The sequence below is a fragment of the Emticicia soli genome (assembly GCF_037860775.1).
Classification (GTDB): Bacteria; Bacteroidota; Bacteroidia; order Cytophagales; family Spirosomataceae; genus Emticicia; species Emticicia soli.
Genome location: NZ_JBBEWC010000012.1, coordinates 92,524 through 105,328, shown reverse-complemented (window position 1 = coordinate 105,328; position 12,805 = coordinate 92,524). Strand labels below are relative to the sequence as shown.

Below are 12,805 nucleotides of genomic sequence, written 5' to 3'. Positions count from 1 at the left end.
TGATTGTGTGATTAATTATGAATGGAAAATTAGCGAATAGTATTGTAACACATTGTGGCAAATAAAATCACTCAATTCTTTAAATATCTTCTATTCTAAACAAATGAAATGGCAGAATGTAGGGGTCAAGCTCTATATAATTATGCTCACCTTTCCAGTTGAAAGTTGCGCCGCTTATTAAATCATGTACCCGATACGTTTCCCAATCGTTTTTCTGAATCTTATAAAGCGGTACTTTTACCATTCCACTCTGTTTGTTGTACCCATCCAGGTTTACAACGCATAAAATTCTATTCCCATCAGGGGCGGTTTTCAGATACGCCAATAGGTTATCGTTATGAATTTCGCAAAATTCGATATTATTGGTCAACTGCAAAGCTGTATTCTCTTTTCTGATTCGATTTACCTGCGTAATTATGTACGTCAGTTTATTGCGGTGCTCCCAGTTCCACCATTTAATTTCGTACTTCTCCGAAAACCCATATTCTTCTTTATTCGGAAAAGGCTCATTGTAAAGGTACTCATAAGTAGGCCCAAAAATGCCATAGTTACTCACCAGCGTAGCAGCCATAAAATAGCGACTTAAAAACAAAGGTTCGTGGCGACCTTGCAACAGATAAGGGTTAATATCATGCGTATTAGGCCAGAAATTCGGTCTGAAATAATACTTCATTTCGCCTTTCGTGAGTTCTTCCATATACTGTATCAGCTCCCATTTCTGGGTGCGCCATACATAATAAGTATATGATTGCGTATAACCCAGCTTTGCCAGTTGTTGCATCACTTTAGGCTTTGTGAAGGCTTCTGACAAGAAAATCATATCAGGATAATCTATCTTGGTTTCGGCAATTACCCATTCCCAGAAGCCAAACGCCTTGGTGTGTGGGTTGTCTACCCTTATGATACGCACACCCCACTCGGCCCATGTATAAATCAGATTTTTGAGTTCTTGCCACAGGTTCTTCCAGTCGGCGGTTTCGAAATTAACCGGATATATATCCTGATACTTCTTAGGCGGATTCTCGGCATATTTAATTGTGCCATCTGGTAATATTTTGAACCAATCTGGGTGTTTTTTTACCCAAGGGTGGTCGGGCGAGCATTGGATGGCCAAGTCCATTGCTATTTCAATATCATATTTTTTACAGGCTTCTATCAGATGCTTAAAATCATCGAGCGTTCCTAGTTCAGGATGAATCGCCTCGTGCCCTCCTTCTTCTGAGCCAATGCCATAAGGCACCCCCGGCTCACCTTCTTCGCAGCTTACCGAGTTGTTTTTCCCTTTGCGGTGGGTTTTACCAATCGGATGAACCGGCGGCAGATACAGCACATCAAACCCCATTTCGGCAATGCGAGGCAACAGGTTTTCTACATCTCTGAAAGTACCGTGCTTACCATATTCTCTGGCAGCAGAGCGAGGAAACATAGAGTACCACGCCGAAAACCCAGCTCTTTTTCTATCAACATATATTTGTAGCTCTTTATACCTGAAAGCATCCTGCCGCTCAGGGTAGTTCATAGCCCAGTCGAGCATTTGTTGGCTCATAGCAATCTGAATAGCCTCATCGTAGCGTTCTTCACCTTTGCTGTAAGCCCCCTTCATGGCCTTTGCAGCCTCCTGAATCGCTTTTTTATGGTCGCCTTTGGCTTTTTTAGCCATATTATTCAGAAACAATTCGCCTTGCATCAGCTCTACTTTCAGGTGCTGGCCGTCACGTACTTTGGCGTCTACCTCATGTATCCAGCTAGCTATGTGGTCGGCCCAGGCTTCAATGGTATATACATAAAATCCTTGTTTCTGTACCGAAAAATGCCCAATCCAACGGTTGTTATCATACAATTGCATCAGCGTTTCGCTCCACTCTTTATCGGCCTCATGCTTGTATAGTAAGCGAGCCGATAGCTTATCGTGCCCATCAACCAATATATCGGCTTCAACAGTGATACTCTCGCCTACTATGGCTTTAATGGGGTAGCGTCCGCCATCTATTTCAGGCGAAACACGCTCTACTACCGCACGGCATTGCCCATTTACAGGAAAAGAAAAATGATTTTTCATAGATTATTGATAAACGGCCATTTAGGGCACTTCTGGCGCTTTTTTGCTAACAGAAACGCTATTTGAGGTTAAAGATTTTTTTCAAATTTCTTGTTTTTTTACTTCAAAAAAAAGTTTAGCACGAAATTTGAAACTGACCAAAGTATAAAATTAATTACAACAATATGAAAAAGAGTATCATATCCACCATCACAATGCTTTGCTTGTTAAACTTTGCCCATGCGAATGATGAACTGAATCCTGGCGATAAAGGCGGAAAATCGAGAGGGCGTGTAAAAGACAACGGGAGTTCGAAAGAAATGCTTGCCAATTTTGTTTATGTAAAACAAAAAAGCGATTTATCAGGCTATGGCCTGCAACTGGCTTCGTTCAGTAGTTTAGAGAATGCAAAAGCCTATGCCCGAAATGTTATCAAACAAGGAGACGCCGAGAAACGTCAGGTTTTTATTTGCAGTAAAAATATAGATGGCAAAACATTCTATAAAGTATATTTTGGTGTAACCAAAACCGACGACTCGATACGTGGCAAACAAAAATACTTTCTTGAAAACGGCCAGTATGCATTTGTAAGAGAATTCAAATAAGCACATACACGCTAGTACTTTCATTATCAGCTACTTAGCGGTAGCCGAAAAAAATATCGCTCTACCGCTTTGTTTTCAGGCTTTTTATTTGCTATTTGAGGGTACGATTAACACAGAAGTGGCAAATCGTTTTAATGAAGTCATCCGGGAATACGTGCTGATTTTTGCCTGTGATGCCACATCCATAAACGCTATTATGACTATGTTACGTGCCCCTAAAACCCTAGTAGGAATATTATTCCTTTCTATTGCTGCGAGCCCTGTGCTGGCCCAAAGCACTACCAATTTTGCTGACGCCCTTAAAAAATCGCCTAAGAAAGAAACAGGCAATACTACCAAAAAAGTAAAAATAACCAATCTTGAAACCGACAAATCGGTGGTTGTTTCTGTTAATGACCTTAATAAAACTACCAGAAACAACAAAATTGCGTATTTGTCTGACAAAGTTGACTTAAAAGCATCTAAGGCCAAAGTGAAGATTCAAGAGGTGGACGACGACGAGGTAGAGGTACTTTGGGCAACAGCCGAGCCCACAGCCCCCGTGCGTAGCTTTACACCTTTGAAGAAAACCGCTAAAGAGACCGAAATCAAGATTGAAACCTCAAAAATTGAGAATTTCGATGTAAATCATATTTATGACCTCAACGGCAAAATTCATGAACTGAATGGCTATGGCTTGCAACTGGGAGCCTTTGGGCAATTAAAAGCAGCCAAAGATTTTGCCAACCAATTAACACAAAAAGGAGAAATAGAAAACAATAAGATTTTTATACAAGTAAGTAAAGCTGCTGACAAACCCATGGTTTACCGAGTAATCTATGGTGTTTATGATTCTGAAATCAATGCTAAAAGTACACAAAAGCAAATTGAAGGTTTAGGTTACCCCGCTTTTGTGAAAGGATTCAAATGAATTTGTCAGGAAACTTTTACTAGATTATCATCATCTTCGAGTGATGAGTGAGTCAAAAAAAACTCCCCTCAAACGAGGGGAGTTTTATGTTTACATGGATTATTACTAAAAAGCCCGAGAAACTTACGCTCCTTCGAACTGTCTCAAAAATCTTACATCGTTCTCAAAAAACAAGCGCAGGTCGTTGATACCATAGCGTAGCATTGTAATACGCTCAACACCCATACCAAAGGCAAAGCCTGTGTATTCTTCGGGGTCAATACCGCTATTTTGCAATACGTTAGGGTCAACCATACCCGAGCCGGCAATCTCAACCCAGCCGCTGTGTTTACAAATATTGCAACCACTACCGCCACAAATAAAACACGAAACATCAATTTCGGCACTTGGCTCGGTAAACGGAAAATAACTTGGGCGTAGGCGGATTTTCGTATCTTTCCCAAACATCTCCTTTGCAAAATGATACAAAGTATCTTTCAGGTCTTTAAAACTTACGTTTTTATCTACATACAAACCTTCTATCTGGTGAAACTGGCAGTGCGCACGAGCCGAAATAGCCTCGTTACGATACACACGGCCAATCATGATTGAGCGGATAGGTGGCTTTTTGCGCTCCATCAGCCTAACCTGCACATTTGATGTGTGCGTACGAAGCAGTACATCGTCTTTTTGCACAGCTTTTTTCTCTACAAAGAAAGTATCCTGCATTTCGCGGGCAGGGTGGTTCTCAGGGAAATTCAAAGCTGTAAAATTATACCAGTCGGTTTCAACCTCGGGGCCATCTTCATGGCTAAAACCCATGCGGGCAAAAACCTCTAAAACTTTCTGGCGGGTGAGTGTAAGCGGATGTACCGAGCCTGCAAAATTCGGTGCAACCGGAAGCGTAAGGTCTACTTTACCTGAGCCAACCGAATCATCGGTAGCATTTTCGAGTGCTTCCGAAAAATCCTTGAATCTTTGTTCGGTAAAACCTTTTAACTTGTTCAGCTCTTGCCCTACTGCACGCTTCTGCTCATTAGCAACTGTCTTGAATTGCTCAAACAAGTCATTCAGAATCCCTTTACGACTAATGTACTTCAGACGAAAATTCTCCAACTCGTCTTTACTGCCAATTGCTGCAGCATTTACTTCATCTAATACTTCCTTGATTCTATCTAACACTTTTCTGCCGTTTAATAAAAATTTTTACAAATATATGCATATTGTTAGAATAGTGTATATTTTTACATAATAACTCAGCGTTTCAAGCATAAAAAAGTTCGGTAGTGCCTTACGTACTTTTACGCAAATCCTTAGGGGTTAATACTGAATTTAATCTATTATTTTAACACTAAATAGCTCATTATCAGTAATTTATAAGAAATCTCATCTTCTGTGCGGGTTGCATAATTTTTATTAAGCAGCTATGTTTGAGCCACAAAACTCAACCAAACTCATGGATAAGATCGATTTCAAACAACAAAAAGTAAAAACTGCTCTCGGTCTAGCACAATTGCCTGCTACCAATCAACAAATTAAAGTTTACTTTTCAAACAGATGGATAAAGATTCCGTTGAGAAGTATTGTACGTTTAAAGGGAGAGTGTAATTATACGTATGTGTACACACAAAACCGGGAGTATATAGCCGCAAGAACTTTAAAAAACTTTGAGAAACTTCTGGGAGAAGAAACTTTTCTGAGAGTTCACAAGTCGCACATTGTAAATATGATGTTTGTACAGGGGCTTAATATACAGAAAAATGCAGGTGAATTACGGATTGAAGGTGGTGAGCATTTGGGGGTTTCCAGACGAAGATTAAAAGATGTAATAAATAAACTAGTTTTTTTTCATAATTCATGAGACTTTTTAGAAACTATTACGTCTCAATAGAAGCTAAGGAAAAAAACTAACGGTATTATAATTCATAATACTTTTTAGTGGTTAGGTGATGAATAAAGCAACTACTCTTTGAGTGGTTGCTTTTTATTTTGAACGCTTGTTTGTTCGCCAGGTTTTGTCAGAAAAAACACCCCTAATCTGATGGAAAAATTTCTACATTTCCCGCATCATCACCGTTGCTTAAAACCCTGATTTCAGGGCAAGATATAAAATATTTTTAGCCAAATTTTATTTGGATAAACCCTAATTATACGCCACCTGTCAGAGTGGAGAAAGAAACTAGAAACCCCTTTATGCTTGATTCTGGCGACAAACACCGTTATATTCGCAGGCTAGCTTATCAGAGGCCACCAAATAATATTCCGTTTCACCTGTTTTTTATACCTCTGTTTTATTAGCATTTTAACTCAATGGTATGATATTTTTGATATTACCCATAAATGTATTTTTGACACGTTACCATTAGATAAAAAAACGTAAAAAAATACTGCTAAATGTTTAGCGAATATTCGCCTTGTACCTTAACTTTGTTACGACAATTTATCAACAGCAAATTACAATAATAATGAAAACCGCAACTATGCAGCCTCAAGGCCTGCTGCCTATTCAAGAGGCGATCGATTTAAAAGATGTGTTACGTTTGATTGGCATGAAAGAATTGACGAACAATGTTTTTAGCTTGCCAAACAAAAAGAAAAAGGCAAATGAAGTTTCCGTAAAATAATTGCGGCTCTTAAAAAAATCCGGTTTCAGAATATAAACAAAGGGTACAAATCATGTTTTTTAATGATTTGTACCCTTTTGCTAATTTTATGGTTTAATTTACTGTTTTGTGCCAAATAATAAGTTTTTTTAACGTATTTTTAAAGAATACATATCCAAAGAAAATACCATGAAAAAACAACTTACTCCGGCTTCATTAAGCTTAGGCAAAACTGTGCCCACCGATATCAGAAACGTATTAAAACTCATAGGCATGAAAGAGGTAGCCGCCAATGTGTTCAGTCTACCTACAAAAAATAGGTCATAACTCACAAGAGTTATGACCTATCTATTTTATTAATGAGCGATAGTCTAATAAAGCTATCGCTTTTTAATTCTTAATACGCTCTCACAAGTTTGCCTTCCATGAAGTTCACAAATGCCTGGTTCACCACACGGTTTCCGCCAGGGGTTGGATAGTTTCCGGTAAAATACCAGTCGCCAACGTGGTTAGGGCAAGCTTTATGCAGGTTCTCTACTGTCTGATACACCATGTTTACTTCGGCATTCATACCCTCTGGTGTTACAATCTCAGCAATTTTATCCGAAATCTCTTCGTCGGTAAACTTGTTGTACAATTGTTTTACAAAGTTCTCGTCATAGGCATTACCTGTCTGCAAAGCGCCCACACTTTGTGCATAAGCCTCTTGCTTCATGTAGTCAATACCGTTTTTCTTCAACAAGTCGAGCATGGCTCTGAACGCCACAAACTCTTTCATTTTCGACATATCGATACCATAGCAATCGGGGTAACGAATCTGCGGTGCCGACGACACAATGATTACCTTCTTAGGCCCAAGGCGGTCGAGCATTTTCAGGATACTCTTCTCAAGCGTAGTACCACGCACAATAGAGTCATCAATTACTACCACCGTATCAACACCTTTCTTGATAACCTCGTAGGTCATTTCATACACGTGCGATACCATCTCGTCACGTTCGTCGTCGTTGGTGATAAAAGTACGCAGTTTCACATCTTTCGAAATCAGCTTCTCAATCCTCGGCCTGAACGATAACACCCGTTTAATCTCCTCAGGCGATAGATTGCCTTCTGTGATGCGTTTCATACGCCAATCGGCCAGATACTCCTCAAGCCCCTCTACCATACCAAAGAACGCCATTTCGGCGGTATTCGGAATATAAGAGAAAACCGTATTTTCTAAATCATAATCAATCTTCTCAAGTATCTGCGGAATCAGCAAACGGCCCAGTTTTTTACGCTCTTCGTAAATTTGTGGGTCAGACCCACGTGAGAAATAGATACGCTCAAAGCTACACGAGCGTTTTTCCAACTGTTTCATTATCTGAAACTCGTTATACTCACCGTGTTTATCTATAACCAGCGCATGGCCCGGCTGAATCTCTTGTATTTCTTCATAATTGGCATTAAAAGCCGCCTTGATAGCAGGTTTTTCTGATGCCACAACCACCACTTCGTCGTTGGCCCAATAATAAGCCGGACGAATCCCTGCGGGGTCTCTTACCACAAACGAAGCACCAAAGCCTGTAATACCTGCCATTGCATAGCCACCATCAAAATCACGACAGGCACGGTACAACACCCTTGGCAAATCCATGTTATCTTCTATAATATCAGAAAGCGCCGGATTCTCATATATACCTTTGAAACGGTCAAAAACTCTTTGGTTTTCTTCATCTAAAAAGTGCCCGATTTTCTCCATCACCGTTACGGTATCACCTTTGTCTTTTGGATGCTGGCCAAGCTTTACCAATTTCTTGAAAAGCTCTTCGGCGTTGGTCATGTTAAAGTTACCTGCCATCAGCATATTTCGGCTACGCCAGTTACTTTGGCGGAGCATCGGGTGGCAGTTTTCAATCTCATTTTTACCGTGTGTACCATACCGCAAGTGGCCCAACCAAACCTCACCCGAATAAGCGATGTTTTCCTGCAACCATTTGGCATCTTTAAACTTCTCAGGGTTGTTTCTTAAGACCTCTCGATACTTTTCGTTAATTTTATTGAAAATATCGGTGATAGGGCGATTTTCAACCGAACGATAACGGCTTATGTATCGGCTACCGGGTGGTACATCCAATTTTACGTTACCTACACCCGCACCGTCCTGACCACGGTTCGATTGTTTTTCCATTAAAACATACAAGCGCTTAATTCCGTAGAGGGGCGTGCCGTATTTATCAATATAGTATTGGAGGGGTTTACGAAGACGAACCAGGGCAATGCCACATTCGTGTTTTATCTCGTCGCTCATTCTGAAGTATTGAAGATTGTGTTATACAAAGTTCTCAAGAATATGTATTCAGTACAAAGAATTTCTTACATATTTTAAAAAATACTTTTGTTACTTCGGGGGTTATCAAATTCTTAAAATTCTGAAAATCCCTTTATAAATCCTTAACGTAAAAAACTGTCGCTGAATATAATCCGTTTAGGTTTTTATAACACAATTTTACGGCAATAAATTCAGCTTTCAAAAATTGTGCTTATACACCAATACAAATGCAGGTTTTAAAAGATTGCATCAAACGGCTCTTAGAAATATTAAATAATACGTGTAGATACATTCATTTAAAAGAATATTTGGCATTTCTTTTTATAATCCAATTTTTTAGTGCTTTACAATTATTTTTTATAATTTTAATACTATCTACTTTTTGCGATAAATTTCTTTAAACTGTGACTAATGATATGAAAAAACTACAAGATTATTCTTTCTTTAAGCAATGTGCTATTATTTCCCGTTTTTGCGCCCTTTTACCTTTTCATCGCAAGGCTTACGCTAATTTCTGTGGCTTTATAAGCATTCTTTTTTGTCCTGTATTCATAAAAGCATCAGCACAAGCAATACCGGAAGATTATAGTAATATTATTAAAACCAATGTATTTATCGAAAAAAGTCTTCAGCAATGGACACTTACACTAGAAACAAGAACAAGACTTGCTAAACAAACCAATAATTATACCATTGGCTACAACAAATTTTCAACCTTTAATGATGATACCAGAAAAGCTACCTATGCAATGTATGAACGACGGTTCTATGCTTCTCCTTTATTTCATCATTTATACTTTTTTATAGCTCCCTATGGCAAAATAGTTTATAGAGATGTAGATGAAGCTGGTACTTGGTTTACTCCAAGCCGCTATTTTCAATCTGTATCAGTAGTGGTTGGCGGTAATGCTGGCATACAGTCAACTGTTTTTAAAAGAATGTCACTAGGTATTAATATAGGCCCAGGAATAGGTCTGGTTCTCTGGCAAAAAAGCGGCGATGATAGAGCAAATGTAGCTCATCTTGACGGGCTAGCATGGCTACAAGTCGGCTATATATTCTAAACACTCCAATTCTTACAGCACACAAAAAGCAGTAGTTAAACAAAAATATTTTAATACCTCGTATTGCATAGTATTACCTTATACGATATATTTGCAATATGAAAAATGAATTTATCAAAAACTGGGACACCCAACTAAAGAAAGGACTCTTACCATTTTTTGTACTGAAAGCCCTCGAAGCCAAAGAATGCTATGGCTACGAACTGATTCAGACACTTAAAGATACTTTCGGCATTGACATAACCGAGAGTACCATATATCCGCTACTGGTGCGCCTTATGAAAGAAAACCTGTTGGTGCACAAATGGGTAGAGCAAACATCGGGTATCCCCCGCAAATACTACTTTATCTCTGCCGAAGGCAAGGCTAATCTTGCCGAAATGAAACAAACTATTGAAGAAGTTATTATAAAAATCAAAGGCCAATGAAACCCATCGAATTTAAAAATCAGGCAAGCCAACGTGTTTACAACGATTACATGAACCGTTGCAAGAGAGTCATAAAAATTTTGTCAGACTCAGACCAGCAAGAATGCCTGATGGAAGTAAACAGCTATATATATGAATATGTAAACAACCATCAGCACGAAGAAGAACTCACGGCTCTGCTAAATATAATAGAAAGACTAGGCGCACCCGAAGTAACGCTGAAAGAGGTTGTGGCTTCAAAAAAAATCAATCAGGCCGTCAGGACTTTCAATCTGAAACACCTTATACAAGCCCTTTCGCTCAACCTCCGCAACGGAATCGCCTATATCATTCTCTTTATAATGACACTTACCTTGCTGTGTTTTCCGGTAGTAATTATCATGGAAATCCTCAATCCTGTAAAAACAGGGCTTTGGGTTGGCAAAGGCCATTTTGTATTTGGCCAGGTATTACCACAAGCAGGTGTCAACGAAGTGTTAGGTAATTTCTTTATTCCTGTTGTAATCGTTCTAGGCATCTTATTGTACTTACTCATCATATTTTTATTGAAACTTGTAAAAAGCAAAAAATCATGAAAAAGCTATTAATCACTATCCTCACCATTATTTTTTCGTCGGTGCTTGTTTGCGCTCAAGACATTGTTGGCTCTTGGAACGGAGCACTGAAAATTACTGACAAAATGCAATTGCGTATAGTAATAAACATTAGTCAAACCGAAAACGGCTATAAATCGACCCTTGATAGCCCCGACCAAGGCGCAAAGGGGATTCCGGTAAATAAGACAACTTTTAATGATGGCATACTAAAATTTGAAGTTCCGGCAGGTAGAATTGAATACACAGGAACTTTAAAAGATGATAAAATTGTAGGCACATTTACACAAAATCAGAAAGATTTCCCTTTAGAATTAGTAAAAGGTGATGTAGTGATTGAGGTGCCAAAACGTCCGCAAGAGCCACAAAAGCCTTTCCCTTATTATTCTGAAGATGTTACGTTTAGCAACCCAACTGCCAATATCACATTGGCTGGTACGCTTACCTTGCCACAAAAAGAGGGTGTGTTTCCGGTGGCTATCCTTATTTCGGGAAGTGGGCCACAAAACCGTGACGTAGATTTGTTTAACCACAAGTCTTTCTTAGTGATTTCAGACTACCTGACACGTAATGGAATTGCTGTGCTGAGATGTGATGATAGAGGCGTAGGACAATCGAAAGGAAATTTTAGAACTGCTACTTCATTCGACTTTGCCAGCGATGTAGAAAGCGCCGTAGCATACTTAAAAACCCGCAAAGAAATCAAACAAATTGGCTTAATTGGCCATAGCGAAGGCGGACTTATTGCCCCTATAGTAGCAGCCCGAAACAAAGATGTAGCATTTATTGTAATGTTGGCCGGAACTGGCATAAGTGGCCAGAAACTACTACCGATTCAGCAAGAGCTAATCAGCCGAGTTACCGGAGTTTCGGAAACAGACATTGCAACAACCAAAGAACTAAGCGAAGCTACCTTTAAGATTATAGCCGAAAACGATGATGACGAGAAGATAAAAACAGGATTGACTGAGTACTTTGCCAATCGTTTAAAAACCCACCCGGACGAAAAACCAAAAGATATTTCGGATGAAGCCTATGCCTCTGCAAAAGCAAAAGAATTAATGAACCCGTGGCCTTGGATGAAAGTATTTTTACAATACGACCCTGCCACAAGCCTTGCTAAAGTAAAATGCCCTGTGTTGGCTGTAAATGGTGATAAAGATTTACAAGTACCTGCCGATATAAACCTTTCAACTATCGAAAAAGCATTGAAACAAGGCGGAAACAAAGATGTTACCATTAAAACATATAAAAACCTGAATCACATGTTTCAGGAATCTGACACGGGAAATCCAGCCGATTATCGTACAATTGAGCAAACTTTCTCACCGCTAGTGCTCGAAGACATGAGCAAATGGATAAAATCAAAAACTGGCGGGAAGTGATTGGGTGATTTACTAAAATAACTTTTCAAATAACCCCACCCTAACCCTCCCCAACTGTGGGGAGGGGACAAAAAAGCCCCTCTCCCTATTGTTGGGGAGAGGGGTTGGGGTGTGGGGTCTGGGTATCCTACAAACTCATTAAATCCTTAAATTTAATAGCCTGGCGGCGAGAGATTTCTATTTTTTCGGGGTTGCCTGTTTTTTCGGCATACTTTAAAGTAACCAACAAACCACCCGAGAACCAAGGCTCAATTTTATCAATCCAGGCCAGATTAATAATGTGCTTGCGGTTGGCTCTGAAATAAATCTTAGGGTCAAGGCGCTCTTCAAGGCTGTTCAACGATTTCAGAATCATAGGTTTCTGGTCGTCGAAATGCAGGCGCACATAATTCCCCATCGATTCGAACAAACGAACTTTACCTAGTTTCACAAACCAGCACTTCTCGCCATCTTTCACAAATACCTGGTCGCTTTCGCCTAGTAGTTTAATACCCTCTTTGCGCTCTATTTCGTGCAATTGCTCTTCTTCAACCCTTTGAATCGCCTCGGCCAGGCGTTGCGTATCAATAGGTTTCAAGAGGTAATCCAGCGCATTGAATTCAAAGGCTTTCAGGGCATATTCGTCATAAGCCGTCGTGAAAATCACCTCAGGCACTTTGCCTTCAATGGCTTCAAGCAATTCAAAACCGTTTTTACCCGGCATCTGAATATCCAGAAACAGCAAATCGGGTTGCAATTCATCTATCAGGTTGAGGGCTTCTTCGGCATTGGCGGCCTCCCCTACTATATTAATCTTCGGAAAATTTTCTAACAAACGGCGCAATTCATTACGCGCCAAACGTTCATCATCTATAATAAGTGCTTTCATCGTAAAGTTTGACCGGTTCGC

13 protein-coding genes are annotated in these 12,805 nt (G+C 39.6%); 9 read left to right on the top strand and 4 right to left on the bottom strand.

Annotated elements, in window-relative coordinates; genetic code table 11:
* Positions 1-79: 79 nt before the first annotated feature.
* A complete protein-coding gene (locus WAE64_RS19255; RefSeq protein WP_340239284.1) occupies positions 80-2,059 on the bottom strand; it encodes an alpha-1,4-glucan--maltose-1-phosphate maltosyltransferase in 1,980 nt (659 codons plus the stop codon).
* Positions 2,060-2,223: 164 nt separating this feature from the next.
* On the opposite strand from WAE64_RS19255, the gene WAE64_RS19250 reads away from it, so the two are divergent.
* Positions 2,224-2,643, top strand: a complete 420-nt coding sequence (locus WAE64_RS19250) for an SPOR domain-containing protein (RefSeq protein WP_340239283.1) — start codon at positions 2,224-2,226, stop codon at positions 2,641-2,643.
* Positions 2,644-2,839: 196 nt separating this feature from the next.
* On the top strand, positions 2,840-3,553 hold the full coding sequence (locus WAE64_RS19245; RefSeq protein WP_340239282.1) for an SPOR domain-containing protein: 714 nt from the start codon (positions 2,840-2,842) through the stop codon (positions 3,551-3,553).
* Between the two features lie 123 nt (positions 3,554-3,676).
* Here the strand turns inward: WAE64_RS19245 and pheS are convergent, their stop codons facing one another.
* Positions 3,677-4,714, bottom strand: a complete 1,038-nt coding sequence (gene pheS, locus WAE64_RS19240; RefSeq protein ID WP_340239280.1) for a phenylalanine--tRNA ligase subunit alpha — start codon at positions 4,712-4,714, stop codon at positions 3,677-3,679.
* A gap of 274 nt (positions 4,715-4,988) precedes the next feature.
* On the opposite strand from pheS, the gene WAE64_RS19235 reads away from it, so the two are divergent.
* From WAE64_RS19235 to WAE64_RS19225, 3 genes are all read left to right on the top strand, one after another.
* Complete coding sequence (locus WAE64_RS19235; RefSeq protein WP_340239279.1) at positions 4,989-5,393, top strand: LytR/AlgR family response regulator transcription factor; 405 nt, start codon at positions 4,989-4,991, stop codon at positions 5,391-5,393.
* Positions 5,394-5,997: 604 nt separating this feature from the next.
* Positions 5,998-6,156: a hypothetical protein gene (locus WAE64_RS19230; RefSeq protein WP_340239277.1), complete on the top strand. Its 159-nt coding sequence runs from the start codon at positions 5,998-6,000 to the stop codon at positions 6,154-6,156.
* A 168-nt stretch (positions 6,157-6,324) separates the two neighbouring features.
* Positions 6,325-6,462 (top strand): hypothetical protein, encoded by a 138-nt coding sequence (locus WAE64_RS19225; RefSeq protein WP_340239275.1) that lies wholly within the window; start codon positions 6,325-6,327, stop codon positions 6,460-6,462.
* Between the two features lie 70 nt (positions 6,463-6,532).
* Here WAE64_RS19225 and WAE64_RS19220 read toward each other — a convergent pair whose 3' ends face one another.
* On the bottom strand, positions 6,533-8,425 hold the full coding sequence (locus WAE64_RS19220) for an amidophosphoribosyltransferase (RefSeq protein WP_340239273.1): 1,893 nt from the start codon (positions 8,423-8,425) through the stop codon (positions 6,533-6,535).
* Positions 8,426-8,862: 437 nt separating this feature from the next.
* On the opposite strand from WAE64_RS19220, the gene WAE64_RS19215 reads away from it, so the two are divergent.
* From WAE64_RS19215 to WAE64_RS19200, 4 genes are all read left to right on the top strand, one after another.
* On the top strand, positions 8,863-9,510 hold the full coding sequence (locus WAE64_RS19215) for a hypothetical protein (protein ID WP_340239271.1): 648 nt from the start codon (positions 8,863-8,865) through the stop codon (positions 9,508-9,510).
* Positions 9,511-9,608: 98 nt separating this feature from the next.
* A complete protein-coding gene (locus tag WAE64_RS19210; protein WP_340239269.1) occupies positions 9,609-9,938 on the top strand; it encodes a PadR family transcriptional regulator in 330 nt (109 codons plus the stop codon).
* Positions 9,935-10,513 carry a DUF1700 domain-containing protein gene (locus WAE64_RS19205; protein WP_340239268.1) on the top strand — a complete coding sequence of 193 codons (579 nt, stop codon included), beginning with the start codon at positions 9,935-9,937 and terminating at the stop codon, positions 10,511-10,513. The genes WAE64_RS19210 and WAE64_RS19205 overlap by 4 nt, the downstream gene beginning before the upstream one ends.
* Positions 10,510-11,916 carry an alpha/beta hydrolase family protein gene (locus WAE64_RS19200; RefSeq protein WP_340239267.1) on the top strand — a complete coding sequence of 469 codons (1,407 nt, stop codon included), beginning with the start codon at positions 10,510-10,512 and terminating at the stop codon, positions 11,914-11,916. Before WAE64_RS19205 ends, WAE64_RS19200 begins: the two co-directional genes overlap by 4 nt.
* Positions 11,917-12,043: 127 nt before the next feature.
* Here the strand turns inward: WAE64_RS19200 and WAE64_RS19195 are convergent, their stop codons facing one another.
* Positions 12,044-12,784 (bottom strand): LytR/AlgR family response regulator transcription factor, encoded by a 741-nt coding sequence (locus tag WAE64_RS19195; protein WP_340239266.1) that lies wholly within the window; start codon positions 12,782-12,784, stop codon positions 12,044-12,046.
* Positions 12,785-12,805 lie beyond the last annotated feature (21 nt).